22 protein-coding genes and 3 pseudogenes are annotated in these 26,139 nt (G+C 60.0%); 3 read left to right on the top strand and 22 right to left on the bottom strand.

The window, feature by feature from the left end:
* Positions 1-14: 14 nt before the first annotated feature.
* The 5 genes and pseudogenes from ACZ9BX_RS24955 to ACZ9BX_RS24935 all read right to left on the bottom strand — a co-directional run bounded on the left by ACZ9BX_RS24955 (position 15) and on the right by ACZ9BX_RS24935 (position 5,828).
* On the bottom strand, positions 15-1,061 hold the full coding sequence (locus ACZ9BX_RS24955; RefSeq protein WP_476220753.1) for an adenylate/guanylate cyclase domain-containing protein: 1,047 nt from the start codon (positions 1,059-1,061) through the stop codon (positions 15-17).
* Positions 1,058-1,435 (bottom strand): response regulator, encoded by a 378-nt coding sequence (locus ACZ9BX_RS24950; protein ID WP_476220752.1) that lies wholly within the window; start codon positions 1,433-1,435, stop codon positions 1,058-1,060. Before ACZ9BX_RS24950 ends, ACZ9BX_RS24955 begins: the two co-directional genes overlap by 4 nt.
* Positions 1,428-2,615 (bottom strand): annotated as a pseudogene (locus ACZ9BX_RS24945) (response regulator); the annotation flags it as partial. The pseudogene ACZ9BX_RS24945 and the gene ACZ9BX_RS24950, both read right to left, overlap by 8 nt.
* Positions 2,616-2,777: 162 nt before the next feature.
* Positions 2,778-4,646 (bottom strand): annotated as a pseudogene (locus ACZ9BX_RS24940) (PAS-domain containing protein); the annotation flags it as partial.
* Between the two features lie 87 nt (positions 4,647-4,733).
* Entirely contained in the window at positions 4,734-5,828 is a 1,095-nt protein-coding gene (locus ACZ9BX_RS24935) for a branched-chain amino acid ABC transporter substrate-binding protein (protein ID WP_100770406.1), read from the bottom strand.
* A gap of 486 nt (positions 5,829-6,314) precedes the next feature.
* On the opposite strand from ACZ9BX_RS24935, the pseudogene ACZ9BX_RS24930 reads away from it, so the two are divergent.
* Positions 6,315-6,493, top strand: a pseudogene (locus ACZ9BX_RS24930) (IS3 family transposase); the annotation flags it as partial.
* Positions 6,494-6,544: 51 nt separating this feature from the next.
* Here the strand turns inward: ACZ9BX_RS24930 and ACZ9BX_RS24925 are convergent.
* From ACZ9BX_RS24925 to ACZ9BX_RS24900, 6 genes are read right to left on the bottom strand one after another with little or no spacing between them, the layout of a single operon-like run.
* Positions 6,545-7,597: an ABC transporter ATP-binding protein gene (locus tag ACZ9BX_RS24925; RefSeq protein ID WP_476220751.1), complete on the bottom strand. Its 1,053-nt coding sequence runs from the start codon at positions 7,595-7,597 to the stop codon at positions 6,545-6,547.
* Positions 7,598-7,615: 18 nt separating this feature from the next.
* Complete coding sequence (locus ACZ9BX_RS24920; RefSeq protein WP_100770409.1) at positions 7,616-8,458, bottom strand: carbohydrate ABC transporter permease; 843 nt, start codon at positions 8,456-8,458, stop codon at positions 7,616-7,618.
* Positions 8,448-9,386, bottom strand: a complete 939-nt coding sequence (locus tag ACZ9BX_RS24915; RefSeq protein WP_132558412.1) for a carbohydrate ABC transporter permease — start codon at positions 9,384-9,386, stop codon at positions 8,448-8,450. Before ACZ9BX_RS24915 ends, ACZ9BX_RS24920 begins: the two co-directional genes overlap by 11 nt.
* Positions 9,387-9,396: 10 nt before the next feature.
* A complete protein-coding gene (locus ACZ9BX_RS24910) occupies positions 9,397-10,668 on the bottom strand; it encodes an ABC transporter substrate-binding protein (protein ID WP_476220749.1) in 1,272 nt (423 codons plus the stop codon).
* A 21-nt stretch (positions 10,669-10,689) separates the two neighbouring features.
* Positions 10,690-12,291 (bottom strand): FAD-dependent oxidoreductase, encoded by a 1,602-nt coding sequence (locus ACZ9BX_RS24905; RefSeq protein ID WP_476223032.1) that lies wholly within the window; start codon positions 12,289-12,291, stop codon positions 10,690-10,692.
* A gap of 14 nt (positions 12,292-12,305) precedes the next feature.
* Positions 12,306-13,337 carry a LacI family DNA-binding transcriptional regulator gene (locus ACZ9BX_RS24900; protein WP_027513603.1) on the bottom strand — a complete coding sequence of 344 codons (1,032 nt, stop codon included), beginning with the start codon at positions 13,335-13,337 and terminating at the stop codon, positions 12,306-12,308.
* 226 nt (positions 13,338-13,563) lie between these two features.
* Between ACZ9BX_RS24900 and ACZ9BX_RS24895 the strand changes: the two genes are divergently transcribed.
* Positions 13,564-14,115, top strand: a complete 552-nt coding sequence (locus ACZ9BX_RS24895) for a NuoB/complex I 20 kDa subunit family protein (RefSeq protein WP_476223031.1) — start codon at positions 13,564-13,566, stop codon at positions 14,113-14,115.
* Between the two features lie 88 nt (positions 14,116-14,203).
* Here ACZ9BX_RS24895 and ACZ9BX_RS24890 read toward each other — a convergent pair whose 3' ends face one another.
* Entirely contained in the window at positions 14,204-14,488 is a 285-nt protein-coding gene (locus ACZ9BX_RS24890) for a hypothetical protein (protein WP_037144090.1), read from the bottom strand.
* A 138-nt stretch (positions 14,489-14,626) separates the two neighbouring features.
* Positions 14,627-16,633, bottom strand: a complete 2,007-nt coding sequence (locus tag ACZ9BX_RS24885) for a putative bifunctional diguanylate cyclase/phosphodiesterase (protein WP_476220746.1) — start codon at positions 16,631-16,633, stop codon at positions 14,627-14,629.
* A gap of 266 nt (positions 16,634-16,899) precedes the next feature.
* Between ACZ9BX_RS24885 and ACZ9BX_RS24880 the strand changes: the two genes are divergently transcribed.
* Positions 16,900-17,937, top strand: coding sequence for a class I SAM-dependent methyltransferase (locus ACZ9BX_RS24880; RefSeq protein WP_476220745.1), 1,038 nt, complete (start codon positions 16,900-16,902; stop codon positions 17,935-17,937).
* A gap of 123 nt (positions 17,938-18,060) precedes the next feature.
* On the opposite strand, the gene doeB is transcribed toward ACZ9BX_RS24880, so the two are convergent.
* From doeB to ehuA, 9 genes are all read right to left on the bottom strand, one after another.
* Complete coding sequence (doeB, locus tag ACZ9BX_RS24875; RefSeq protein WP_476220744.1) at positions 18,061-19,062, bottom strand: N(2)-acetyl-L-2,4-diaminobutanoate deacetylase DoeB; 1,002 nt, start codon at positions 19,060-19,062, stop codon at positions 18,061-18,063.
* Between the two features lie 4 nt (positions 19,063-19,066).
* Positions 19,067-20,248, bottom strand: a complete 1,182-nt coding sequence (doeA, locus tag ACZ9BX_RS24870) for an ectoine hydrolase DoeA (protein ID WP_476220742.1) — start codon at positions 20,246-20,248, stop codon at positions 19,067-19,069.
* Positions 20,249-20,280: 32 nt separating this feature from the next.
* The gene (gene eutC / locus ACZ9BX_RS24865; RefSeq protein WP_476220740.1) at positions 20,281-21,273 is read right to left on the bottom strand and encodes an ectoine utilization protein EutC; all 993 of its coding nucleotides are present in this window, start codon (positions 21,271-21,273) and stop codon (positions 20,281-20,283) included.
* Positions 21,270-22,271 (bottom strand): hydroxyectoine utilization dehydratase EutB, encoded by a 1,002-nt coding sequence (eutB, locus tag ACZ9BX_RS24860; RefSeq protein ID WP_476220738.1) that lies wholly within the window; start codon positions 22,269-22,271, stop codon positions 21,270-21,272. The genes eutC and eutB overlap by 4 nt, the downstream gene beginning before the upstream one ends.
* Positions 22,272-22,275: 4 nt before the next feature.
* On the bottom strand, positions 22,276-23,055 hold the full coding sequence (gene eutA / locus ACZ9BX_RS24855) for an ectoine utilization protein EutA (RefSeq protein ID WP_476220737.1): 780 nt from the start codon (positions 23,053-23,055) through the stop codon (positions 22,276-22,278).
* Between the two features lies 1 nt (position 23,056).
* Positions 23,057-23,716, bottom strand: coding sequence for an ectoine/hydroxyectoine ABC transporter permease subunit EhuD (ehuD, locus tag ACZ9BX_RS24850; protein ID WP_087000851.1), 660 nt, complete (start codon positions 23,714-23,716; stop codon positions 23,057-23,059).
* Between the two features lie 4 nt (positions 23,717-23,720).
* Positions 23,721-24,380 carry an ectoine/hydroxyectoine ABC transporter permease subunit EhuC gene (gene ehuC / locus ACZ9BX_RS24845; protein ID WP_132558438.1) on the bottom strand — a complete coding sequence of 220 codons (660 nt, stop codon included), beginning with the start codon at positions 24,378-24,380 and terminating at the stop codon, positions 23,721-23,723.
* A 71-nt stretch (positions 24,381-24,451) separates the two neighbouring features.
* Positions 24,452-25,291 (bottom strand): ectoine/hydroxyectoine ABC transporter substrate-binding protein EhuB, encoded by an 840-nt coding sequence (gene ehuB, locus ACZ9BX_RS24840; protein WP_476220736.1) that lies wholly within the window; start codon positions 25,289-25,291, stop codon positions 24,452-24,454.
* 50 nt (positions 25,292-25,341) lie between these two features.
* Positions 25,342-26,127 (bottom strand): ectoine/hydroxyectoine ABC transporter ATP-binding protein EhuA, encoded by a 786-nt coding sequence (gene ehuA / locus ACZ9BX_RS24835; RefSeq protein ID WP_087000847.1) that lies wholly within the window; start codon positions 26,125-26,127, stop codon positions 25,342-25,344.
* Positions 26,128-26,139 lie beyond the last annotated feature (12 nt).

Raw genomic sequence — 26,139 nt, 5'->3', positions numbered from 1 at the left:
TTGTTCCGGTCCCCTCAACGAAGTTCCTGGCATTCGATCAGTTCAATCCGACCCTTGCCCTTGATTTCTACGAAGCCCAGTGAGCGCCCGCGACCCCGCTCGCGAATGCGATGCCACGTGGCCCCGCTGGTCGCGACGGTCCCAGGGCTAGCATGGGCTGCGATCCGGGAGGCCATATTTACCGTGTCGCCCCACAGGTCGAACACGTATTGCCGCTGCCCGATGATTCCCGCCACAACTGGACCGAATTGAACTCCGACTCGCACTTCCCATTTGGGCTCGATGAGGCGTGATGCCGTCACCATGTCGAGTCCACATTGCAAGCTGGCAAAAACCGGATCTGGCATGCGATCAAACAGGCCGGCCGTAGCCATAAAGGCGTCGCCGATAGTCTTGATTTTCTCCATCCCATGCTGACGGACGATTTGTTCGAATTCGCCGATCAGCGCCTGAAGATCCTCCACCACTTTCTCTGGCGGATTCTCATCGCAATAGGCTGTGAAGCCAACGATATCACAGAATAGCACCGCGACTTCATTGTATCGGCGGGGCCGGACCTCATTGGTCGCTTTGAGCTCGCGCACCGCGCCGGCCGGTAGGATGGCGTACAGAAGGTCGTCGGCTCGGCGCTTTTCGTTTTCGATTTGCTGCGTATATACCGCCTCTTGGTCGCGCAGCCTCTTCTTTTCCAGGCACGCGGCCACGCGGGCACGCAGCAGAACCGCGTTGAACGGTTTGGCCAGATAGTCCTCGGCGCCGAGGCTGATGCAGCGCGCCACATTGTCGATCTCATCGACCGCCGATATCATGACAACCGGAATGTTGCGCAGCGTTGTGTCGGCCTTCAGGTGCTCGAGCACCTGGTAGCCGTCCATTTCCGGCATCGTAATGTCGAGCAGCACAAGGTCGAACAGTCTCGTTGCCAGCATTTCGAGCGCCTCCCGTCCATTGCTGGCGCATCCCACGTTCCGGTAGCCTTCTCGCTTCAAGCGTTCGGTCAGCGTAAAGCGATTGTCCTCGTTATCATCGACGACAAGCAGGGCAGGTCCAACCTCACTCATGGCATCGACTCCTTTGGGAGCAGGGCCTTGATCTTTCCAAGCAGGCGCGCGAAGTCGACGGGCTTGGTATCGAAGTCATCGCACCCGGCCGCCAGTGCTGCTTCGCGATCGCCAGCCATCGCGTGCGACGAAAGTGCGATCACGGGAATACTTCGCGTCTCAACGAATGCCTTGAGACGTCTTGTCGCCTCCCAGCCGTCGAGGACGGGAAGGCTTAAGTCCATCAGGATTAGCGCCGGGGCGTCCGATCGTGCACGCGCCACGCCCTGATCGCCATCGGTGGCGACGACTACCTCGTAGCCTTTGCGTCTTAGCCGCGCGGACAGCATATAGACGTTGTCCTCATTGTCCTCGACATAGAGGATCCTAACCATCACGGCGATCCTTGTCAGGTGAGCTTCGTTTGACAATGTGCCGAGCAACCATCTTGCGCAATTCCTCCAGAAGCTCGTTGCGGCTGAAGGCGGTTTTGGCGAGCACGCGCTCGACGCCACCGTTCAGACGCCGGTGGTCTTCCTTGCCAAGGGTCGCCGCCGTCACAACCACGACCGGCAACGCCTTGAAGGCAGGCTGCTTTCGCAGTTCGATGAGGAACTCGAAGCCGTCCATTTCCGGCATGATGAGGTCGAGAATGATCAGGTCCGGAGGCGCGCGGATGAGCCGTTCCAGCGCGACCCGGCCATTCTCGGCCTCGTCCACATCGCAACCCTCGGTACTCAATATGCGGCGCCATTGCTGGCGCGTGTTCTCATCATCTTCGACGATCAGAACGCGAAGCGCTGGACTGGGCGCGCCCGACCAGAATTTGGCGATCAGTTTCCGGAGCGCGTCGCGGTCGATCGGCTTCATCAAGTAATCGGCGGCACCGAGCGCGTACCCCCGATTCCTCTTATCGGCCATCGTGAGCATCACCACGGGGATATTCGCGAGCTCAGGATCCGCCTTCAGTTCCTGCAGGACGCTCCAGCCGTCGCAACCCGGCATGAGCACATCAAGGGTGATGAGCGCTGGCTTCACCTGCCGGGCCAGATTAAGGCCTTCGGCACCGTCCCTGGCCGTCACTACATCGCAACCCTCGCGGGCAAGAAACCGGCGCATCTGGTCCCGCACCGCCTTATCGTCATCAACGACGAGGACCACGTTCGAGACGAGGCGAAGGTGATCATCAGCGGCGACGCCGGTGCCAGGGGCCGGCTGCTCTTCCAGCGTGAAGCCTACGTCGATTGCCGAGGGCAACCACACCGTGAACTTAGTACCGGCGCCGGGAGTGCTGTCCACAGTGATCTGGCCATCCATCGCGCGGCACAGGCGTTGGCTGATGGCAAGCCCTAGCCCAGTGCCACCGTACTTGCGGGTGGTGGAACTGTCGGCCTGACTAAACTCCTGGAACAGGTTCGTCATCTGCTGCGGCGTTATACCGATGCCAGTGTCGGCGACGGTAAATATCACGCCACCGCCTCCATCATGCTTCGCGCAGGTCGCCCCAATCGTCACTTGGCCGTTCTCCGTGAACTTGCAGGCGTTACTCAAGAGGTTGAGGAGGATCTGGCGCACGCGAAGCTGATCGGCGCGCATGCTGCCAATGTCATCTGGGCAGCGGATGATGATCCGGTTGCAGTTTTTCTGCGCAAGGGGCTGCGCGGTTGTGGCAGCATCTTGAACCATTCCCGCGATATCGAACTCCTCGATATGCAATTCCAGGCGGCCGGCCTCGATCTTTGACAGATCGAGGACCTCATTAATGAGCTTGAGCAGATGCTTGCCGGCGCGCGCGACCCGCTGAAGCGGTTCGATCAGTTCGTCCTGGCCGGCTTCGCTGGCATCTTCCTGCAGCATTTCGGTAATGCCCAGGATGGCGTTCAGCGGCGTGCGCAACTCGTGGCTCATGCTGGCAAGGAACTTGCTCTTGGCCTGGGTCGCCGCCATGGCCGCGTCGCGGGCGATCTCGAGCTCTGTTTCATGCCTCTTAAGCTTGCTGATATCGGTGTAGACCGCGACCGTGCCGCCGCCGGTAATGCGCCGCTCATTTACTTGAACCCAGTGGTCATGGCTGCGATGTTGAACCAGCGTCTGCTTAGGGTTGCAGTGTGCCTCAAGCCGCGCGGCGAGCCATTCCTCCTCCCGACCTTTCGCATCCTCGACGAGGCCCCGTTCCACTGCCTTACGGACAATCGTCTCAAATTGCGCACCAGGCGCGACGGCATCGGCTATGCCGGGATAGAGGATTTCCCTGTAGCGGCTGTTACACAGAACAAGCCGGTCCTCAGCATCGTAAAGGGCGAAGCCCTCGGAGATGCTCTCGATTGCATCGACGAGTCGCTGGCGCGCTTCGGCGACCTCACGCAGGTTTTTTTCTTCGACCTCGACCGCAGTGTCACGGAACAGCAGAAGCGCCTTGGCCATGCGGCCGATCTCGTCGCGGCCCGTGGCAGGCAATGGTGCCCGAAGATTGCCGCCGGCGATGGCAAGCATGCTTTGGCTCAGCCCCGACAAGCGGGCAAGAAGATTGCGGTCGACATACAACCATACGATCAGAACTGAACTCAGGAGGCTCAGAACGGCTGAGCCAAGAACAACACCGGTACCGTAGCGCTGGACAGTCGCAGCTTCATGACCAGCCTCGGTGATGTCACGGTTAGCCGCAGCTACCAGGCGATCCACGGCAACGGTCAGATTACGCGAAAGCTGAGTGTTCTCGACCAACAGCTTCCCGCCGTTTGCGAGTAATGCGAGCTCGTCCTCACGCGCTTGAGCAATGCTCTTCGGGCCGTCGATCAGCCCCTCGAACTCGTCAACGCGCTGGCGGAACCGCGTCCGCAGCTTCTCATCGATCTCCGATGTCACCGCCGCAAGCCACTCGACCGAGCGGCGCAGCGGAAACGACATCAGCGCTAGGTCGCCGGGGGTCGGTGCAACCGCCGTTTTGAGCAGCGCTTCGTTGATCGCGGAAATCTCCCGTTGAGCCTTCTGTTGCGGGATGTAGGCGGAAATTGCCTGCGCAAGCTCTGTCGTAGCCGCGGCGCGTGCTTCGGGTGGTACGGTGGCATCCGCTACGGTTACGCGCCACTGGGGGATCTTGGAGTTCATCACGAGGATGCCGGCTGCCACAAGACGCTCGCTTGCGATTGTCGTAGCCGACAAACGGCCCAGCAGTTCCTCTTTGCGTGCAACCACACCGAGGCGAGCGGCGACAAGATCGTTGAGGGCGTTGAGATTGCGCCTCAGGCCAATCACTGCGGTTTCGATCTCAGCCACCGCCGCCGTGCTTGCAGCGGTGCCTTTGAGCGCGGCAAGCAACCCTTCGAGGCGCGACATCTCCACGCCGATTGCAGCCGAGACCTCGTTGTGCTGAACCGTACTGGTCGTAGCAAGTACGGCCGGCGCAGTGGCGGCGACCCGCTCAGCTTGGCGGGACAGCTCGAGCGATGCAAGCGCCGACGGGACCCGGCGCTCCGTGACCCTCTCGACGACCGCGCCCACTTGCAAGAAGGCATACACGGCTGCAGCGGTTGCGAGCACCGCGAAGGTGCTGACACCAAAGAAAGCGAAGAGTAAGCGGCCACGTATGCCGAGACGTTCAAACATCGCGGGGACCCATGCATCCGGCTGATGTGGTCAACATGGCCCGCACAGCTTTTTTCTCGAACGCGATCCGCAGTGATCAGCGTTGCGTTATTCCAGTGGCACGTATTCGCCACCCTTCCAGATATACCATACCCAGCTCTGAACCGTGAGGTCGCCCTTGTCGTCAAAGTCGATACGGCCCAATACAGTATCAAACAAGTGGGCGCGCAATGAAGCAATCACCTCGCGCAACTCCAGCGAACCAGCTTCCTTGACCGCCTGCGCCCAGGCCTGAACTGCGCCGTAGCTCAGCAGCGTATAGCCTGCGGGCTCGAAGTTTTCTGCACGGAACCGCTCCACCACCGGGGCCGCTTTGGGGGTTCGCCGTGCGTCCGCGGAGAACGTGAAGAGGGTTCCCTCAGCGGCTGGACCGGCGATCAGGGCAAATTCCTCGGTCGCCAGGGCATCGCCTGAGATGAACTGAACCGCGTAGCCTTGGTCGTGTGCAGCGCGAACCATCAGCGCAACTTCAGCATGATATCCTCCGACATATACCACCGCGACTTTTGAAGCCTTTAGTGCAGCGATTTCAACCGAATAGTCGTTCTTCGCAGGACTGTACGCCTCGTAGGTCGTGTCGGTCACGCCCCGCTTGTTCAACTGCTTTTTGGTCTCATCGGCAAGGCCCCTGCCATAGGTGGTACCATCGTGAAGGATCGCAATTTTCTTGTTGCCCCAATGATCGGCCAGATAGTTGCCGGCGACGACGCCTTGCGCATCGTCGCGACCAATGACGCGGAACACGTTGGCACGGCCCTGCTCGGTCAGCAGCGGATTGGTCGACCCCGGTGAAATCTGCAGAACGCCCGCCGCCTCATACACCTCTGATGCCGGGATCGAGGCTCCAGAGCAGTAGTGCCCGACGACGAGAACCACGCCGTCAGCCACGAGTTTTTTGGCGACGGCCACCGCTTGCTCTGGATCGCAGAAGTCGTCGACCGCGATGAGCCGCACCTGCTGGCCTAGAACGCCGCCCGCCGCATTGATATCGGCCACGGCCATCTCTGCGCCACGCTGCCCCTGTTCGCCGATCCACGCGAGCCGTCCGGTCATCGCGGCTGAAACGCCGATCAGTACCTCAGCGTGCGCGGAAAAACTGACCACGGCTGCGAGCGCGAAAACTGCGACGGCGATGCGGTGCATGAAACAGCCTTCCGCCTTGATACCATCTTGTGCACGAGAGCGGTGCCGCAACTGCGCAGCGGGGCGCCTCTGTCATGATGTGGCACTCGCGACCTGCCGCGATCAGCAATCTGCTATTCCAGCGGCGCCTAGTCGCCATGCCTCAAATATACCATGCGGCGCTGAGGAGTGATATGCCCTTTGGTATCGATGGCGCCGAGCGGGGCACGTTCATGGCGAGCACATGAGCGGCTCCGTCGCGAAGAGGGCCGGCAGCGGGGCTTGCCGAGCGAAACGGCGTGGCGCGCCAAGTCGTACTCAGAGACCGGTCGAACATCCATGCTGGAACTTCCAGAGTCCGACCAGAGGAAGCGCCGGAAAGGCTGCAACGGAAAACAGCGTCTCCCTTTGAGACCACCTCATGGATATGAACCGGTCGCCCGCACCAGGGATACCAGGGTTATAAAAGCTCGCGTACCTTCGTCCCATGGGGTGGTCGCCGTGTTATATAGCCATTTCCGGCCCCATTCATCACTCCGATATCAGACCCCGGCAAGCTATGCCGGGACCATCGCCGCAACCGGCTCCAACGCTGCGCAAGATGAAAGCATCGCGTTTCCGCCGGTTGCTCACACCGCGCCGCTTGGCGTATTCAAAACCGTCGGGCTCTGGTTGCTGCTGGATGAAAGTTCCTGGCAGGGCAGCGTCCCTGCGGTTTCGAAACGTGATATGAGGCTCTAATTCAATCTCACGCCGTCGTCAGCTGAGAAGAGATGAATTGCGCTTATATCGGGTTCGACAGTGATCGTTTCCCCGGGCCTGGGCAAGACGCGTTCACGAAAGATACCGTTGAGCTCTATGGGTCCGAGCCGCATCGTCACCTGCGTCTCTGATCCCATAGGCTCGACAAGCACAACCTCGACAGAGATGCCGCCTTCAGCCAGGTGAAAGTTTTCCGGGCGCACGCCGTAGATCGCCTTTTTGCCGTCGTGATGATGCGCCGCCTCGGGCAGCGGTAGCATCGCGCCGGCTGCCGCAAAACCTTCGGAGGTGATCTCTCCCGGAATGAAATTCATCGAGGGCGACCCTATGAAGCCGGCGACGAATTGGTTGACCGGCCGATCATAGAGGTCGAGCGGCGCACCGATTTGTTCGACGCGGCCGCCATTCAAGACGACGATCTTGTCGGCCATGGTCATGGCTTCGACCTGGTCATGGGTGACGTAGATCGTCGTTGTCTTCAGCTTCTGATGCAGGCTCTTGATCTCGCCGCGCATGACGACGCGCAGCTTGGCATCGAGATTGGAAAGAGGCTCGTCGAAGAGAAAGACCTGCGGGTCGCGCACGATTGCGCGGCCCATGGCGACGCGCTGGCGCTGGCCACCGGAAAGCTGGCGCGGATAGCGGTCAAGCAGATGCGCGAGGCCGAGAATGTCTGCCGCCCATTTGACGCGCTCGGCGATTTCCGCCTTGCTGCCACCGCGGTGCTCTAGCGAAAAACCCATGTTTGCGGCGACTGTCATATGCGGATAGAGCGCGTAGTTCTGAAAGACCATGGCGATGTCGCGATCTTTCGGATCGAGATTGTTGACGATGCGCGAACCGATGGAAACCTCACCGCTGGTTATGGTCTCAAGACCCGCTACCATGCGCAGCAATGTGGACTTGCCGCAGCCCGACGGACCGACGAGCACGACGAATTCGCCGTCGGCGATGTCGAGATCGACGCCGTGGATGACGGCGTGGCTGCCATAAGCCTTGCGAACGTTCGAGAGTGCAACTTCAGCCATAGATCGATATCCGGTTCTTCAGCCCTTGAGGCCGGTATGCGCGAGCCCTTCGACGAACTGCTTTTGCGCGATGATGAAGACGATGAGCACCGGCAGCGCAGTCAGCGTCGCGGCGGCGAGCTGGATGTTCCACATCGGCCCGCCATAGGCGTCGGTGAATTGCGTCAGCGCCTGGGGTAGCGTGAATTTCTCGGCGCTGGAGAGGAAGACGATCGGTTCCAGGTAGAGGTTCCAACTATGCAGGAAGGTGAAGATTGCGACCGAGGCAAGCGCCGGTCGCGCCAAGGGAAGCGCGATCTTGCGAAATATCTTGAAACGCCCGAGGCCATCGACCCGCGCCGCCTCCTCCAGTTCGATCGGCAGCGAGATGAAAAACTGGCGCATGACGAAGGTGGCGAAGACGCTCGGCGCGCCGAAGATCGGGACAAGGATCAGCGGCCAGTGCGTGTTGACCATGCCCATCTTCAGAAACATCTGGAAGAGCGGCACGATCGTCACCTCAGATGGGATCAGGAGCCCCAGCAATACGATCATGAAGATCGTATTGGCGAAAGGAAAGCGGATGCGCGCGAAAGCGTAGCCCGCCATCGACGACACTGCCATCGTGCCGACGGTGACGATCGCTGCGATGTAGGCGGAGTTCCAATACTGATGGACGAAGGGCTGCAGCTTGAATACCTGCGAATAGGTCGTCCAGTCGTACGAGGTCGGGATGAATTTGGGCGGGAAGGCGAAGATATCGCTAACCGGCTTTACAGACGAGGTAACCATCCACCAGGTCGGAAAGACGAAGGGGATGAGCAGCACGCACATCAGCCCATAGACGAAGACCTTCATGCGCGGGGACAGGTCAGTTTTCATAAAAGACGACCCTCTTGCGCAACTGCCACTGGGCGAAGGTGAGAACGGCGACGATCATGAACAGCAGGATGGAAAGCGTCGAACCGTAACCGAAGAAATGGAACTGAAAGGCCTGCTGGTAGAGATAGTAGACGAGCACCGTCGTCGAGAGGCCAGGGCCGCCCTGCGTGAGTACCGCAATCTGTGCAAAGACCTGCAGCGAGCCGACGATCGTTATGATCGAGGTCAGCAGAACCGTCGGGCTGATCAGCGGCAAAGTGATCCGGCGAAACTGTTTGAAGCGCGGCGCGCCGTCGATGCGGGCTGCTTCATAGAGCTCGTTCGGCACGCCTTGAAGGGCCGCCAGGAACAGGATCATGTTGAGGCCGACATTCTTGAAAACCTGAACCGCGATGACCGAAATCATTGCCGTCGTTGGCTGGCGTAGCCAGTTCGGGCCTTCGAGGCCGAACATCATCAGCACCCCGTTGATGCCGCCGTTCTTCTGCAGCAGGAAGCTCCAAACGATCGTCCATGCAACAAGTGAGACGACGACGGGCGAGAAAAACAGCGTGCGGAAAATGGTGATTCCGGCAAGCTTTTGGTTCAACAGGACGGCAAGCAGCAATGCGAGACTCATATTGAACACCACAAGCCCGGCCGAAAAGATCGCCGTTGAGCCTAGAACGGAAGGCAGGGAAGGGTCGCTCAGGAGCTGAGTGTAGTTCTGCGCACCGGTGTAAGTGAAGGTATTTGCCAGTACGTTCCACTCATGCAGTGAATACCAGAAGACGAGGCCGAGCGGCACCATCACGAAGATGATGATGCCGACCAGCTGCGGCGCAATGAAGAGGAAACCGGCGAGGCTGTCACGTCGCTCCACCGTCCAGAAGGACGGCTTCGCCGCCGACAGGCTCGGATTGGACGCATAGGGTTCTGCGGCAGCCATACGGCTCTCCTCAACGCTGCAGCAACGGCCCGATCTGGCCGCAGATTGATTGCATGGCGGCCGGAATATCGGCATTCGGCGTCCAGATGTTGTCGAGGCCGGCGCGCACGACCTGCTGGATCTGGGCAAAACCGGTGTGGCCCGGAATAACCTTGCCGGTCGCAATACCGGAGATGACGACCTTGTCCAGCTGTTCGGTCGACAGCAGCGGATTGGTCTTCTTCAGGACCTCGGCATTAAGCAAAGATTTGCGGGCCGACGGAAAGAACTGGGCAAGTTTCGCGGAGTTTTCCGGATTGGTCATATAGGCTACGAATTCGGCGGCGGTCTCGGCATTCTTGCTCGACTGCATGACGCCGATACCGGCCTGGCCGATAAGTGCGTACTCCCCGGCCGGCCCCTTCGGCAGCGGCACGAGATCCCAGGCGAAGCCGTTCTGCTTCGGCAGCAGCGACGCGCGGCTGATCTGGGTTATGGTCATGGCCGCATCTCCGGCGAAAAAGTCGACGTTCTCGCCAGGCCCCGGCATCGCTTTCTTGGTGAAGACTGCGTCATGGATGAAGGTCAGCGCGTCCGTCATCGGCTTTTCCGCAAGCGTGCAGGTCTTGCCGTCCTCGCTCCACGGCGACGCGCCCCAACCGGTCCAGATTGAGGCGAGGTTCTGCCAGGCCTGATAGTTGAAGTCGCGGACGATCAGGCCGCCCTTGCCCGTCTGGCCGACGGCAGAGGCTGTCGCGATTGCATTGTCCCAGGTCCATTGGCCGGCCGAGATCAGCTCGGCGGGCGTCTTGGCGCCAACTTTCTTGATGAGGTCGTTGTTGACGAACATCCCAAATGGCGAAGTCGAGAAGGGATAGGCATAGAGCGTGCCGTCTTTCGACCAGCGTTCGACAGCACCCGGGCTGACCTCAGCGAGATTGTAGCCTTCGGTGTCGGCCAGTTTTTCGGTCAACGGATAAAGGGCGCCCGAATTGACGAAGTCGTAGGCCGTGGTCTCGAATATCCAAGCCATGTCGGGCGCGTTGCTACCGGCGATCTGCGTCGTCAGCGCCGTCGTGTAGGTTTCGAACGGCAGGGATTCGAAAGTCACCGTGGCGTTCGGATGCGCCTTATTGAAGCCTGCAGCGATGTCGTTGAAGAGCTTCAAATGCGCCTCATTGGCGCTCCAGATCGTCATGCGCAACTTGACGGCGTCTTGTGCCATTGCGCTGCTGGCAAGGCCCAGCGAGAGCACGGCGCTCCCCATGATGGCGGCATATTTCATTCTCAGACGGTTCGACATGGTTCCTCCTCCTTTTGTCGGTTAGTAGGCGCGCACGTCCGGCCAGCGGATTTCGATCCCCTCCCGGGAAATCTGCGACTGGAAGTTGGCGAGATGAACGTCGTTTTCCTGAACCTGGTGCGGCGTCAGCCCCTTGTTCAGGCAATGGGCGGCGAGCATGCCGGCCACTTCGCCGACATTCCACTCGACCGGATGCAGGCGATAGCAGCCGTTTGTGATGTGCGTCGTGCCGATGTTCTTGCCGGCTGGCAGAAGGTTCTTCACCCGCTGCGGCAGAAGCGCGCCCAAGGGAATCTCGAATGGGCAGGACGGGACATCGATATAATTGTCACCGCCGGTCGAGGGATGGAGGTCGATACGGTACATGCCAACGCCGATACTGTCGCGATAGTTGACCGCTCCCTTTTCACCGCGAACGGCGTAGGAAAGATCCTGCTCGACAATGCGCGTCACCGGCTTGATGCGGCGGCTTTCGCGGATATACGGCGCCATGGCAAGGCCGTGCTCGGTTCCGGTGATGTCGCCGCGCAGCCTCAGTCCCTTGAACCCCTGCCCGCCGTCCACCCTCGGCGCTTCGGTCTGGAGCCAGTAGAAAACGGAATAGGAAAGTTCGGCCGCCGCCTTCAGGTGTCGGGCCTTTTTCTCTTCGGAGACGTCGAGGATCGAGCCTTCCATGTAGTCGATCATCGGCCAGTTCACGAGGCAGATATCCGACTGGTAGGCGCCCGGCACGAAATTGCGCCGAGCGGCAATGCGCCGGAAGGTCCAGAGGTTCTCGTCGCCGCCGCCCTTTCGCTGATCGGCGTCGACGAGCAACGGATCGTCGTCCGGATTGGGCGTGAAGGAGCGGGTTGTCGTTTCGAGCGTGCGCGGATGCGGGGCCTTGAAACCGAGCAGCGGGCCGCCCCAGAAGGAGGGTTCGTAGCTTCGCCAGAAATCGTAGTTTTCCGGCTTGTCGATCGTCTGATCGCCATCGACATGGTCGATCGCAAAGCAGATCGAGACGGCCTGGACATTTTCCGGTTGCGCATTCTCTGGCGCATTCGGCTCGCCGGTGTCGCTCCGGCTTTCGAAGCCGATGGCATATTCCGTGCGGGTCAACGGCAGCAGGTCGCCAAGCTCCGTCGCATCGATGACATAGGTGGCCGAGACAGTGATCTCGGCTTCCGTGTCGCGGTGGCGAAGGGTCACCGTGCGGACGCTATCGCCTTCGACATCGGCCGCAACCGGACGATAGGGCTGCAGCACCTTCAGCTTGCCGCCACCGCGATAGGGCATCAGCATGGCTTCGAGAACGGCCAGACCGACACGCGGCTCGGCGCAGACACGGCTGACCCACCCGGCACCAGGATTGAGATCGCCCCAGGCGCGGCTGGCCTCCGTCAGCGGAAAATGATCGCGGTAATACTGGCGGATGCCGTTTCGAAGCTGGCGGTAGCTGCGAGTGACGCCGAAATGTTCCACCCAGCTATGCTCATCGGGCGGCACCGCCTGACTGGTCAGCTGGCCGCCGATCCAGTCATACTCCTCGCTCATGATGACACTCCGGCCCGCCCGAAGCGCGCCGAGGGCTGCTGCCACGCCGCCAAGACCGCCGCCGACCACCAGGATATCTGTTTGCATCTCTCTCACGATCGTCATTTCCGTCTCATTGCAGGGCCGAGGGTCTCGCCCTCGACGGGTTCACACGGCAGCAGGATCTGCTGTACGGGTTCGGCATTTTCCACCCGCCGCACCAGCATCGCCGTCGCCTGGCGGGCCATTTCCTCACGGGGGATATGAAACGAGGTAAATTGCGTGCGGCTGCGCTCGGGGCGGATATGGCTTCCAATCACGACGACCGAGAGATCCGCGGGCAAGGACAATCCGCGTTCGTGCGCCGCAGCCTCAAGTCTGATGGCGTCGGCAAGCTCGATGAAGAAGGCGGCCGTAGCGCCGCTCGAAAGCAGGGCATCCAAGGTCTCGCCGGCAGGTGCGTTCACTGCCGGGATATGCAATGAAAGGTCGAGCTTGTCTTTGAGCGCTTCGCTGAAACCCTTCCAGCGATCTGCAGTCGATTCCGCCGAGCCTTTCGGGCCGATATAGGCGAGCTTGCGATGACCCAAAAGCCTTGCCTTTTCGACGAGCACGCGCGTCGCCTCAGCATAATCACCGCCGACATAAGGGACCGGCCCGCCGGCATCTTCGCGCCGCCCGACGGCAACGAATGGGAAATCGCCGGCGACGAGTTGCTTGAGTTCGGAGCGGTCGAATTCGCGGCCAAGCACCAGGCAGCCGTCGGCAATCCGCAGGCGATTGCCGTCCGCGAAGATTTTGCGCCTGCCGCCGACGCCGGCACCGGTAAAAAGCAGAAGATCGTAGCTTTGCGCCTGCGCCTCTTCCTCGATACCGAGCAGGAATGGCGCAAAAAAGTCTGCCTGCGCACTCGGAAAGGCAGGCTCATAGGTAAAGACGCCAAGAATGCGATTGACCCCCTTTACCATGCGCCGGGCGATCGGATCGGCCACATAGCCGGTATCGCGAATGACCTTCTGCACACGTTCGCGCGTATCTTGAGGGATGCGGTCAAGAGCCGTGTCGGTCCCGTTCAGCACGAGAGAGACGGTCGCCTGACTGACGCCAGCCAGTTTTGCAATATCGTGCTGCGTCAGACGCTTTGATCCTGCCACTCCTTCTCCCCTCTCATTGCTAATACGTATTAGCTGCTTATACGTATAAACACGATCGTGAACACTCTTGTCAAGAGGAAGCATGATGAGGTTCGGTCGAGGAAAATGTTAGCGGTGCTGTTGCGCGCCGGCCCAAGCATCCCAGGGTGAGATCTCATATTTGCCGAAGGAGAATTCATCTTCCCTAACTTTTGCTCGCAGCGGGAACTTCACGAGGGCCTGTGTGTTGGGATTGACAGGACAGGAGGCCGACATGCAGAACCCGGACCCAGCTTCCACCTTGCCACGACGTTCCTTCGAGGATTTCAGCTCGGAACTGGCGGACCGTGGTTTCCTCGTTACATCAACGGATGATCTCATCACCTGGGCGCGCAGCGGCTCGCTCATGTGGATGACTTTCGGCCTCGCGTGCTGCGCGATCGAAATGATGCAGGTGGCGATGCCACGCTATGACATGGAAAGGTTCGGCGTCGCTCCGCGCGCAAGCCCGAGGCAATCCGACCTCATGATCGTCGCCGGCACGCTCTGCAACAAAATGGCCCCTGCTCTTCGCAAGGTCTACGACCAGATGCCGGAACCGCGCTACGTCATATCGATGGGATCCTGCGCCAATGGCGGCGGCTACTATCATTATTCCTATTCAGTCGTTCGCGGCTGCGACAGGGTCGTACCTGTCGATATCTACGTCCCAGGGTGTCCCCCGACTGCAGAGGCGCTGCTCTATGGCGTCATGCTTCTGCAAAAGAAGATCCGCCGGACCGGCACGATCGAACGATAGAAGGTCAGAATGAAAATGGCCGAAGGCGGGGCTCCGCTCCTGGCGTGGCCATCGGCTACGGCGTTCGAAGTGGTGGCAAAGCAATGGCTCATGCTAACAGGCCATTCAGACGAAGGCATGCCTCGTAGTGTTCTTCCACCTTCTGGGTTGCTCTGCCTGCCGTCTCGCTCCAACCCGAACGTGGCTTGACGATCATCTTGATGCGCGGATCGTAACCGCCTGCCCAGCACCAACGGCCTTTCATCGCTCCCGCACGCTCAAAGAAAATTCTCCCAAACTCGATGTTGCCGTCCCAGGCGCTGTAATCCTGGTCGTGTTTTCCCGGCCAAGTCTTCCGCCATCGATATTTCGGCTGGTATTCCTGCTGTGTCATGGATGCACTGCATTTTTAGCATTTCCTGATGGAATTAATGTAGTGACGACGCCGCCGAGATCAAAGCAGTTCACTGAAGCCGAGCAATCTATCTGCGGCAGATCTCTGTCCCGAAGACCTGCAGGCCGGAATCTCAAATCATGAGGCTTTCGCGGTGTAGGCCAAGTCGCCATCGGACGTGGTCGCAACGTCCGTGGGCTGGCGCGTGAATTCCGAGGCCGGCGCGGGCCGCCCCACATGGAAACCCTGAACATCGTCAATTCGGAATTCTCGCATCAGCTCGAGCTGCTCTACCGTTTCGACCCCTTCCACAAGAATACGATGCCCACGATTGCGGATGAGCCGGACGATATCGCGCAGCATGGATCTTCCGCGCGCGGTATCACTGTCGTGAAGAAAGGACCGATCGATCTTCACGGTATCGAAGTCGATCAGGCGAAGCCAGGATAGGCCCGCGAAGCCTGTGCCAAAGTCGTCCAGCCAGATTTTGATGCCAAGCGCTTTCAGGTCGCTGATGCAGCGGATAAGGTCCGAATGCATTTCCATTTCAAGCCCCTCGGTAATTTCGAAGGCGAGTTTTGATCCCGTCACCCCAGTCTCGAAAAGGACGGCGGCAACGGACGACGCAAAGCCGGGCGCTCTCAACTGGATCGGGGACACATTCACGCTCACAAGTTCCACATGATCTGCGGTCAGCAGTTCACGGCACACGGTACGGAGAGCCCAATAGCCCAGTTCCATCACAGCACCGGTTCGCTCGGCCACGGGAATGAAGAGGCTCGGCGGCACTGACGTGCCATCAAGCATCTTAAGCCGCATCAGAGCCTCAACGGCATGAACGCTGCCGCTGCTGACGTCTTGAATCGGCTGGTAAACGAGGGAAACGAGTTTCTGAGGCACGGCAATCTTCAAAAGCGCAGCTATATGCTCCGTCTCGTCGCCGCTCTGAGGATCGTTCGGATCGAAGAGTTTCGCGCAATTCCGGCCGCTCGCTTTCGCCGAATAGAGAGCGCGATCTGCTTCGTTGATAATTTTCTCAAGCTTCGAGCCCGCCCCTGGTCTTGTCACTGCTGCGCCAACGCTGACTGTCACCACCGGCACTCCGTCACGGCGCTGCCCGTGCGCGATTTTGAGATTCTCGACCGTTCGGCAGAGTTTTTCAGCTAAATGCGCAGCCTCCTCATCGCCCTTTTGACGCGAGATGACGATAAATTCCTCGCCGCCGTAACGCCCGATTGTCGCGCCGATAGCCGCCACAGCGTCCTCGAGAGCCGTTGCCACGGCGATGAGGCATCTGTCACCCTCCTGATGGCCGTAGAAGTCATTATATCTCTTGAAGAAATCGACATCGATCAGAAATGTCGCAAATTCGAGCCCCTGCGTCTGCCATTCCTCCCAGCAGTCACGCAAGCGCTGGTCAACGGCCCTTCGATTTTCCAATCCGGTCAATGGGTCGGTATTCGCCAGCCTATGAAGCGCTTTCCCCCGCTCTGTAGCTTCCTGGTGCTGGAGGTCCGCCTCATGCGCGTTGAGGAAGACATTGAACCGCTCCTTATTGAGCTTCCAATTCACATAGGACGTGAATGTGAAACACGACACGTAGAACGTCACGAAAGAAAGATAATAGGAAGGGCCGGGACTGAAGACGGCAAGCGATAAGAGGAAGATCGCCAATATCAGGCCGGATGCGATAATCGACAACGCAAAGCGAAAGCTGAAAAAGAGGTTTGCGCCCATCATGAAGATCGCGCCGAACACCATATAGTAGGAGAGATTTTCAACGTATGCCGTGGTCATCGTCGGAACGAGCCAGCCTGCATACCCCACGACCAAAGCAGCCGCGCACGTCAAATCAAGGACGTTGGTTCCCACGCCTCGCCAAACTTGAACTTCAAGCACCATCAAGACGCCGAGCGCGACGATCACGCGCGCGATTATGGTGAAGATCGCCACGTCGGGAACAAGGAGCAGGTCGGTCACGAAGAACATCAGATAGACCGTGACGGCCAACCACAGGCCCGCGCGCGCTGATGTTCTGCGACGTTGATCCCCATGTTTGAGATAGAGCGCTCGCATCTCGCAGGCCTGATGAGCCTCTTGCGGCGCAAAGAGCGTTGTCTCGACTTCTGCCAGCGTGTGCCTCATGCACGGTTCACCCGAGCTCATCGAAAGTTGAAGGGTTCCGTCCGCTTCAGCGACGTCGAAACTATTTGCTGTCATCGCAGATGGTGCAGCCAACGTCATCGCGACCATAGATATTGCCGATGAAATTTTAGTTAAGCCTTATATCGCCACAAGGATACCGCGTGACAATACGTCACAAATTCCCAGCAACTCCGCTATTTATTAAACTCTAGCGCGAAGGAGATTCTTTTTCTATAGTAAGCTTAGTATTAACGGAAACTCAAAAAGTGAACCAATTTCAGACAGCCCTCGATGGCTTTAGCCTCGTCACCCCCGATCTCATCGCGGCCAATTCAGAGTCACCCGACAGCGGGTATCTGCAACAGCAATTCATCGAAGGGCGGGCGGAGCTGGCCATTTTGCTTGCCCTGAGCGAGCAGCAATTCCAGAACCGCCTGCCGGCGGCAGATATCGTCCACGGTCTTACAGCGCGGCTGAGCGTCCTGAGACAGAAGCTGCCTTCCTCCGTCTGGCAGCGCCTCGCTCCGATTGCGCGCGAACATCCCGTCGCCGCCTATCTCCTTGAAGACCCCCTGACCCGCTGGTCTTTCGAAAAACCCCGCGGCTACTCGGGTGACGCTCAGCTCTTGGACTTCATTTACGAGCACCCGAGCATGCGCCCCGCGATCGAGCAGTCATCCGTCCTGGGGCGGGATCTCTATGCATATACGAAGCAAGCGTCATCATCTGTCGCTGTCCGCGAAAGACGGGATCTGCTGACCACAAAAGTGGACGCCATCGCATCCGAGCGGCCAGGCGACAGCGAAATTCTGACGATAGCCGCCGGACATCTGAGGGAAGCGGACCGCTCGCGTGCATTGCAAGACGGCGCGATCAGCCGCTGGGTGGCGCTCGACCAGGACCCGCTCAGTGTCGGATTGGTGGCGCGTGACTTTGCCGGAAGCGCCGTCGAGGCCGTCAACGGCTCCGTGCGCACGCTTTTGTCCCGTGCCCAGCAACTGGGACGATTTGACTTTATCTACGCCGCCGGTCTTTACGACTATCTTGCGCACAATGTGGCGGTGAAACTTACTGAACGTTGCCTGCAGATGCTGAAGCCCGGCGGCCAATTTCTCTTCGCCAACTTCGCGCGCGACATCAGCGTCGAGGGATATATGGAAACGTTCATGAACTGGGAGCTTCTATGGCGCTCTGAATCGGAAATGTGGTCGATCATCAGAGACTTGCCAAATCAGGATCGGTTTGAGGCAAAGGTGGAGTTCGGCGAGAACAGGAACGTCGTCTACGCGATCCTGCAGACCTGATGCAGGCCGGCTGAACCGTATAAACCGCCTTTCCGGCCTCTGCCGGAAAGGCAATGATTGGTCGGAAGCCGGAAATGGCAGTAACGCCGCGCCTGGGCGCGGCGCGACAATTGCCTCCATAGGTCAAATCGCCAGGACGGCGGCGCAATCGCCAGGCTTTATTAGCCCCGGAAAGTGCCGCGCGGTGAGGATGCCCGTCATCTTTGACCGAAGCTCGACCGGAACGCCGCCGGTTCTCCCGACCGGATGGATCCGCGCGACAACCTCCCCTTTATTCACGGTCTCGCCCAGGTCGGCTACAAATTCTGCGAGCCCGGCATCTTCGCTGAACAGGAAGCAGTCGTCGTCCGGCATATCGAGCCATCGGGTCGCTTGTGGCTCAACGATACCATCGACGATACCGGCATGCTTGAGGACGTTCATCACGCCGCGTTTGGCAATCGTCGCGCTTTTCGCTGTCGCCGTTCCGCCGCCGCCGAGTTCCGTGGTGATGAATATCTTGCCCATCTCCTCGGCGGCCGTGTCGTACATTCCGACAGTGTCGATCTCCAGCATCTTCATCGAGTAGGGCGCGCCGAACGCCTCGACGAACTCAAAGCCCTTTGCCTCCTGATCCTTGTCGGGCAGGATATGGGCGGCGCAAAACGGCAGAAAATCGAGCGTCCTGCCGCCAGAATGGAAGTCGAGCACGATATCGGCAAGCGGCAGGAGCGTCCGCTGGAAATAATCCGCGATCTTCTGCGTAACCGTGCCGTCCGGTCTGCCCGGAAAGCTGCGGTTCATATTACCCTTGTCGATTGGCGAGGTTCTGGCCCCCGACAGGAACGCCGGGTAGTTCATGGCGGGCACGATGATGACGCGACCTTTGACGTCTTCTGCCTGAAGCGCCCGGGCAAGATCGAAGAGCGCGATCGGCCCTTCATATTCGTCGCCGTGATTGCCGCCGGTCAACAATGCAGTCGGGCCGAACCCGTTCCGTATGACGCTGATCGGGATCATGACCGACCCCCATGCGGAATCGTCGCGGCTGTACGGCAGCCGCAGAAAGCCGTGCTGGACGCCGTCCGCAGCGAAATCGACCGTGGCGCTGATCGGCGATGGGCGCAGGATTGTGTTGCTCGTCATTCTGTCAGTCCTTGACCATCAGCTTGCGCGGCACATTAGCGAGGCACTCGACGCCAGTCTCCGTGATCAGGATACTTTCGGTCGTCTCGAAGCCCATGTCTTCAAGCCAGAGCCCGGTCATGAAATGGAACGTCATTCCGGGCTTCAGTTCCGTCTTGTCGCCAGGACGCAAGCTCATGGTCCGCTCGCCCCAATCCGGCGGATAGGAGAGCCCGATCGGATAACCGGTGCGGTTGTCTTTCACGATCCCGTACTTCTTCAGCACCCCAAAGAAGGCGTTGGCGATGTCCTCGCACGTATTGCCGGGCTTTGCCACGGCAAGGCCGGCTTCCATACCTTCGAGCGTTGCTTTTTCGGCATCAAGAAAAGCCTGCGTCGGCTTGCCTAGGAAAACGGTTCGCGACAGCGGAAGATGGTAGCGATTGTAGCAGCCGGCGATCTCGAAGAAGGTGCCCTCGCCCCGCTTCATCGGCCGGTCGTCCCAGGTAAGGTGCGGTGCAGAGGCCTCGACGCCCGACGGCAGCAGAGGCACGATCGCCGGGTAATCGCCACCGATCCCGTCGACACCTCTTGTCCCGGCATCATAAATTTCCGCAACGAGGTCGCATTTGCGCATGCCGACTTCGATCTTGTCGAAGATGCGCTGATGCATGGCTTCGACGATGCGGGCGGCATTGCGCATATATTTGATCTCCGTCTCGCTCTTGACGGCGCGCTGCCAGTTGACCAGCGCCGTCGCATCGACAAAGCGGGCGTTCGGCAGGTGCTTCTGCAGTGAAGCAAAGGCGGCGGCCGAGAACCAGTAATTGTCCATCTCGACGCCGATCGACAGTTTATCGAAGCCGCGGTCGGTCAGGATGCCGGAGAGAAAATCCATCGGATGCCGCTCGGTGGACTGCACGTAATGGTCCGGATAGCCGATGATGTTTTCGTGCTTCAGATAGGCGGTCAGCTTCGCACCGTTGGCGTCCTGCCCGCGGCCGAACCAGATCGGTTCGCCGGACGGCGGTACGATCACGGCCTGATGCACATAGAAGGACCAGCCGTCATAGCCGGTCAGCCAGGCCATGTTGGACGGATCGCTGACGATCAAGAGCTCGATGCCCTTGGCTTCCATTGCCTTTCGGGTCTTGACGAGGCGCGCGCTGTATTCCTCGCGCGAAAATTTGAGATTGGGCTTTGTCATATTCCTTCCCTCCTTGACCGGTGCCGCACCGGTCAGCTTTCAAATGTCGTTCCGGCGTTGGCGGCCTTGGCCCGCGCAAAGGCAAGCGTGGCGATGGCGGTGTCCTGAATGCCGGTGCCCGTCAGGTCCGCGATGGTGATCTGTTTCGCGTCCAAACGGCCTTGACGTTGACCGGCGGCAATCTGTCCGAGCTCCGGAAATTCAGCGGTGGCGGCGATCGTGCCGGCTGCGATCGCATGGTGGAGCTCGCCCAGCCGGCGTGTCTGCTTCAGGCTGTCGGCGACATAGAGATCGGCTTGCGTGATCGCGACGGGATCGATTTCGTTCTTGTGCTCGGCATCGGAACCCATGGCCGTCAGATGCTGGCCAGGCTCCAGCCAGCCAGCGCTCACGATCGGCGTCTCGGCAGGCGTCGTCGTCACGATGACATCCGCTCCCCTCATCGCCTCTCGCGGGTCGGCTTTCGCAAGGACATCTATTCCAAGCTTTGCAGACAATTCCGCAGCAGTAGCCTCTGCCTTGGAACCATCCCGCGCCCAGATCCGGGCGGAGGTGATCGGACGGACGAGCATCAGCGCCTCAAGCTGCAATTTCGCCTGCATGCCGGCCCCGAAGACCGCAGCAACTTTTGAGTCCTCGCGGGACAGATGCTTTGCTGCGACGGCTCCCGCAGCTGCCGTTCTGACGTCGGTCAGATAGCCGTTATCGAGGAGCAGCGCTTGAACAAGGCCGGTCCTGCTGGAGAGCAGCACCATCATTCCGTTGGTGCTCGGAAGTCCGATCTTGGGATTGTCGAAAAAGCCGGGACTGATCTTGATGGCGAAGCTTTCGATACCTGGGACATAGGCCGTCTTCACATCGACTTCACCACGATGTTCCGGAACGTCGAGCCTGAGGATCGGCGGCATGGAGACTGATTTCGTCGCCAGCGCTTTGAAGGCGTCCTCGACGCAGCCGACCGCATCGAGATCAAGGCTGACGATCTTCCGGAGGTCTGCTTCCGTCAGAATGATCATGGAGCTCATGCCGTGTCCTTGCCGGTAGATGCCGTTGCGCCGTTGATCACACTTCGGTGCTGTTCCATGTCGACATTCCGGCCGGACAGGATCGCAACGACCGGTCCGGTGATGTCGATCTTGCCGGCAAGCAGCGCCGCGATGCCGACAGCACCCGCTCCCTCAACCACCTCGCGTTCCATGCAATAGGCGTGATGCATGCCCGCGGCGATCTCCGGCTCGCTCAGAAGGACGACGTCATCAAGCAGGTCGCGGCACATCGAAAAAGTAAGCCGGTTATCGAGACCGATCCCGCCACCCAGGGAATCGGCGAGGCTTTCCTCCTCCTCGACCGCAACCGGATGCCCTGCGTCGAGACTTGCCTTCATGGCGGCACCCCGCTCCATAGTCAGGCCGATCAGGCGAATTCCCGGATTGATCGCCTTCAGCGCCGCAGCGACACCTGCCGCAAGGCCGCCGCCGGAGAGCGGCACGAGAACTGTCGCGGCCTCCGGGCAATCCTTGAAGATCTCCAGCCCGAGCGAGCCTTGACCCGCGATCACCCTGGCATCGTCGAAGGGCGGCACCGCGATCATCCCATCGTCTTGCACAAGACGGTCGACCTCCAACTGGGCGTCATCCTGCGAGCGTCCGATGATCCGGACATTTGCGCCGAGCCGGCGGATCTCCGCTACCTTGTTTTCCGGAACCAGCCGGGACATGCAGATCGTCGCGCTGGAGCCCTCAGCCTTCGCCGCATACGCAAGCGCGCGCCCGTGATTACCGGTCGAGGCCGCCACGACGCCGCGCGCCTTCTGTGCAGCCGACAGCGAAAGCACGGCATTGGTTGCGCCACGCAACTTGAAACTGCCGGTAATCTGCTGGTGCTCGAGCTTGAGGTAGACGGCTGCGCCAACACGTTCGCTGAGCGCATCCGATCTCACGATTGGCGTTTGCCGTACCCGGCCCGAAATGCGCTCGGACGCGAGGATGATGTCCCGAAGACTGACTGGCAAGGATCTGGTCATGACATCAATCTCCCGGATAGGGCATTGTCATGAGCCGGGCGATCTCCGGCCGCGGCCTGTCGTCGCCGCAATGCCTCAGGCAGGCCCAGGCTGTCGCGAGATTGCTGGTGACCACCGGCTTTCCGATCTTCCGTTCGATCCTGCCCGCGACCTGGGCGGCACGCAGCGCCGTGCAGGAGATGAAGAGCGCATCGGAGCCCGGCGCAGTGGCATCGAGCGCAAGCGCCTCAATCTCCTCTGGCGCGATCCGTGCCATCTCCCGGTCGTCCGTGAAACCGAGGCAGGTGAAGCGATCTATTTCGAAACCGAGCGCGGCGAAATAATTCGCCATCGGCCGGCTCGTTTCGACGGTGTAGGGCGTCAGGATCGATATTCTTTTCGCGGTGAAGGCGCGCAGCGCCTTCACCGCAGCAGCCGTCGGCGTAACGACCGGCATGCCGGGCTTTGCCGCGGCGATCGCCGCCTCGACCTTGTCGTCGCCGATGACGACCGACGCCGACGTGCATGAATACATGATCGCATCGAGCGGTTCGCCCGGCAGGATTAGCCCTGCTCCCATCGTCAACGAAGGCTGCATCTTCAGGAGATTTTCCGGCGTCGTCGGATTAGCGTAGTGGATGCGGCTCACGTAAACTCCGATGCAATCGCTGGCGACCATCCGATGGAAGTCGACTTCCGTCGTATGATCGGTTGCAAGGATCACCAGGCCCACGCGCTTTTCCAAGGGCCGCTCGTCCAGCCGCGGACGGCGGCTTGCCGTCATGATATCGATCGTTGCCGTCATCTTAATCTTCCGTCCGAGCATAACGCTCTTCCAGCCAGCGCAGTCCGATCACCGAGATCAGGCTGATCGCCAGGAAGAAGATACCGACCAGCGTCATCGGCTCGATATAGCGGTAGTTGCTGTTGGCGATGCTCTTTGCCTGGTTCATCAGTTCTAGCACGGTGATGGCGGAGAGCAGCGGCGTCTCCTTGAACATCGCGATGAAGTAGTTGGCGAGCGCCGGGATCATCGGCGGGATCGCCTGCGGCAGGATGATATGGATCCATGCTTGGCGCGTCGTCAGATTCGTCGCCTTTGCCGCTTCCCACTGGCCACGCGGCACGTTCTCGATGCCGGCGCGATAGACCTCTGCGGTGTAGGTTGCATAATGCAGGCCGAGGCCGATGACGCCGGCGACGAGCGGCGAAAGCCTGATGCCGATATCCGGCAGCACGTAGAATATGAAATAGAGCTGCACGAGCAGCGGCGTGCCACGGATGAACTCGGAAATGAAGCCCACGCCGCGCGATACAGCGTTGATTGGCGAACGGCGCACCAGCGCGATAGCAAGGCCCAAGACTGCCGCCACTGCCGCGCCGAGCACCGTCGCAAGGATGGTGATCTTGAAGCCTTCGATGAGCGTCGGCATAATCTGCCAGACGAAATCCCAATCCCACTCCATCGCCCTAGACCCTCATTCCGTCGAGACCGCGGGTCATGCGCCGCTCAAGCCAGCGCATCGCAGTCGAAATTGCCCAGGCCATCAGGAAGTAGAGAACGAGAATGGTCGCAAACGGTATCAGCGTATTGCCCGTCTGCGCCCGCACGACCTGTGCCTGGAAGGTCAGATCCGTCAGCGAAATCAGCGAGACGACGGCGGTGCCCTTCAGCAGCTCAATCGCATTGTTGCAGAAGGTCGGCAGCATCAAAGGGAGTGCCTGCGGCAGGATGATGTAGCGCATGCGCTGGTAGCGCGACAGGTTGAGCGCGACGCAGGCTTCGCTCTGTTCGCGCCCGATCGCCTTTACAGCGCCGCGAACGACTTCGGCCGCGTAGGCGCCGACATTCAGCCCGAGCGCAAGAACGCCCGCCTGGAGCGGCGTCAGAGTGAGCCCGGCAAAGGGCAGCACGAAATAGACCCAAAACAGCTGGACGAAAATCGAGGTGCCGCGAAAGAATTCGATATAGGCCGTCGCAAGCGCCCGGATGGCGAACAAGCGCGAAAGCCGCGCGAGCCCGGCGGCGAATGCCATGACGAGCGCCAGTGCCGATCCCATGAGAGTGAGCTTGATGGTTACAAGCGCGCCTTCAAGGATCAATGTGAGGTAGCCGGACCATACCGACATCTGGACGGGTCCCTTTCAGAGGATTGAGGATCCGGCTCCGCATTTCAGGGCGGAGCCGGAAGTCCGCTGGACTATTTTGCCGCGCAGAGCTTGTCGCGGCTGGTCGACATCGCGGCCGCCGCCGAGAAACCGTAGGGCTCGATGATCTTCGCGAACTCGCCGGATTCCTTCAGCTTCTTGAGCTCGACGTCATAGGCGTCACGAAGTGCAACATCCTGCTTGCGGAAGGCGGCGCCATCGCAATAGACGGGAGCGCCAACGACCGGTGCGACTGTCTCGAGGTTTGCATCATTCGCCTTGGCCATCAGGTCGTGGATCGACAGAACCGGCAGGGAATAGGCATCGATGCGGCCATCCTGCAGCATCTTGATGCCGCTCTGGCCGTCCGGAACGACGATGACCCGGTCACGCGGCACGCCGGCCTCAAGCGCGAGCTTTTCTTCCGTGCCGCCGCCGGGAGCACCGATCCTCGCATCCGAATTGTCGGCGATGTCCTTAAAGCTCTTGAGCTTCAACGGATTGCCCTTCTTGACGGCGAAGGCCTCCGCGTCGCAGAGCATCGGCTCCGAGTAGGCGACGGCAGCGCAACGCTCGGGCTTCATGAAGAGACCGGCGGTGATCGCATCGTGGCGGCCCGCCTGCAGGCCCGGGATCATCGCACCGTATTCGGAGATCGAGGCAACCACTTCCTTGACGCCGAGGCGCTCGAAAATCACCCGTGCAACGTCGGGAGCGGCGCCCGATACCTTTCCGTCCGCGCCGACCGACGTGAACGGCGGCTCGTTTGCGATGGCGATGCGGGCAAAGCCCTGCTCCTTCAGCTGATCGAGATCGACCGCCTGCGCTGGCGCAATCGCCACCGAAAGAAGTGCGGAAAATGCGGCTGCACTTAGAAGAATCGTCTTTTTCATGTTCCCTGCTCCTGGTTTTCCTTGGATTATTACTTGAGGATGTACAGCGGTCAGATGCGATGTCCCGCCGCGATGATCTTGCGCAGGAAGGTTTGCGTCCGCTCCTGCGTCGGATTGCGGAAAATGTCGTTGGGTTTGCCTTCCTCGACGATCTTGCCGCGGTCGAAAAACAGCACGCGATCGGCAAAATCGTGAGCGAAGCCCATTTCGTGCGTGACGAGAAGCATCGTCATGTCGGTTTCCGACGCGAGGTGCTTCATGACGCTCAAGACCTCCTCGACGAGTTCCGGATCAAGCGCCGATGTCACCTCGTCGAAGAGCATGATCTTCGGCGACAGCGCGAGGGCTCTTGCGATTGCGACGCGCTGCTTCTGACCGCCAGACAGTTGGGCGGGAACGCTCTTGGCCTTGTCGGCCATGCCGACCATATCCAGGAGCGCCATCGCGCGCTTTTCCGCATCGGCCCGCTTGAGGCCTTTCGTCAGCATCGGCGCAAGCGTCACGTTGTCGAGAACACATTTGTGTGGAAACAGATTGAAGTGCTGGAAGACCATGCCGATCTTCTCGCGCATGCGATGCAGATGGCGCTCGTCTGCCGGGACCAGCTCCTTGCCTCGGGGCATGTGGTAGAGCTGCTCGCCGTCGACCTCGATATGGCCACCGTTGATCGATTCAAGCGTCATCAGGATGCGCAGGATCGTCGTTTTTCCCGATCCGGACGGCCCGATCAGCGCCAGCTTCTCGCCCGGCATGACATTCATCGACAGACCATCGAGCACGGTCAGCGGACCGTATTTCTTGACGATGTTGTCGATGCGGATGATGGGCGCCGTCATTCATGTCCCCCT

The sequence above is a fragment of the Rhizobium sp. USDA 3886 genome (assembly GCF_056279785.1).
This window is presented reverse-complemented; position numbering and strand designations above follow the sequence as displayed.

Bases quoted from the DNA above. Each gene is read 5' to 3' on its own strand.
- ACZ9BX_RS24925 (WP_476220751.1), bottom strand. From the start codon at position 7,597: ATGGCTGAAGTTGCACTCTCGAACGTTCGCAAGGCTTATGGCAGCCAC.
- eutB (WP_476220738.1), bottom strand. From the start codon at position 22,271: ATGACCAGATCCTTGCCAGTCAGTCTTCGGGACATCATCCTCGCGTCC.
- ACZ9BX_RS24915 (WP_132558412.1), bottom strand. From the start codon at position 9,386: ATGGCTGCCGCAGAACCCTATGCGTCCAATCCGAGCCTGTCGGCGGCG.
- ACZ9BX_RS24955 (WP_476220753.1), bottom strand. From the start codon at position 1,061: ATGAGTGAGGTTGGACCTGCCCTGCTTGTCGTCGATGATAACGAGGAC.
- ACZ9BX_RS24910 (WP_476220749.1), bottom strand. From the start codon at position 10,668: ATGTCGAACCGTCTGAGAATGAAATATGCCGCCATCATGGGGAGCGCC.
- doeA (WP_476220742.1), bottom strand. From the start codon at position 20,248: ATGACAAAGCCCAATCTCAAATTTTCGCGCGAGGAATACAGCGCGCGC.
- eutA (WP_476220737.1), bottom strand. From the start codon at position 23,055: ATGACGGCAACGATCGATATCATGACGGCAAGCCGCCGTCCGCGGCTG.
- ehuC (WP_132558438.1), bottom strand. From the start codon at position 24,380: ATGTCGGTATGGTCCGGCTACCTCACATTGATCCTTGAAGGCGCGCTT.
- ehuD (WP_087000851.1), bottom strand. From the start codon at position 23,716: ATGGAGTGGGATTGGGATTTCGTCTGGCAGATTATGCCGACGCTCATC.
- doeB (WP_476220744.1), bottom strand. From the start codon at position 19,062: ATGACGAGCAACACAATCCTGCGCCCATCGCCGATCAGCGCCACGGTC.
- ehuB (WP_476220736.1), bottom strand. From the start codon at position 25,291: ATGAAAAAGACGATTCTTCTAAGTGCAGCCGCATTTTCCGCACTTCTT.
- ACZ9BX_RS24950 (WP_476220752.1), bottom strand. From the start codon at position 1,435: ATGGTTAGGATCCTCTATGTCGAGGACAATGAGGACAACGTCTATATG.
- ACZ9BX_RS24920 (WP_100770409.1), bottom strand. From the start codon at position 8,458: ATGAAAACTGACCTGTCCCCGCGCATGAAGGTCTTCGTCTATGGGCTG.
- ACZ9BX_RS24890 (WP_037144090.1), bottom strand. From the start codon at position 14,488: ATGACACAGCAGGAATACCAGCCGAAATATCGATGGCGGAAGACTTGG.
- ACZ9BX_RS24935 (WP_100770406.1), bottom strand. From the start codon at position 5,828: ATGCACCGCATCGCCGTCGCAGTTTTCGCGCTCGCAGCCGTGGTCAGT.
- ehuA (WP_087000847.1), bottom strand. From the start codon at position 26,127: ATGACGGCGCCCATCATCCGCATCGACAACATCGTCAAGAAATACGGT.
- ACZ9BX_RS24905 (WP_476223032.1), bottom strand. From the start codon at position 12,291: ATGCAAACAGATATCCTGGTGGTCGGCGGCGGTCTTGGCGGCGTGGCA.
- eutC (WP_476220740.1), bottom strand. From the start codon at position 21,273: ATGAGCTCCATGATCATTCTGACGGAAGCAGACCTCCGGAAGATCGTC.
- ACZ9BX_RS24885 (WP_476220746.1), bottom strand. From the start codon at position 16,633: ATGAGGCACACGCTGGCAGAAGTCGAGACAACGCTCTTTGCGCCGCAA.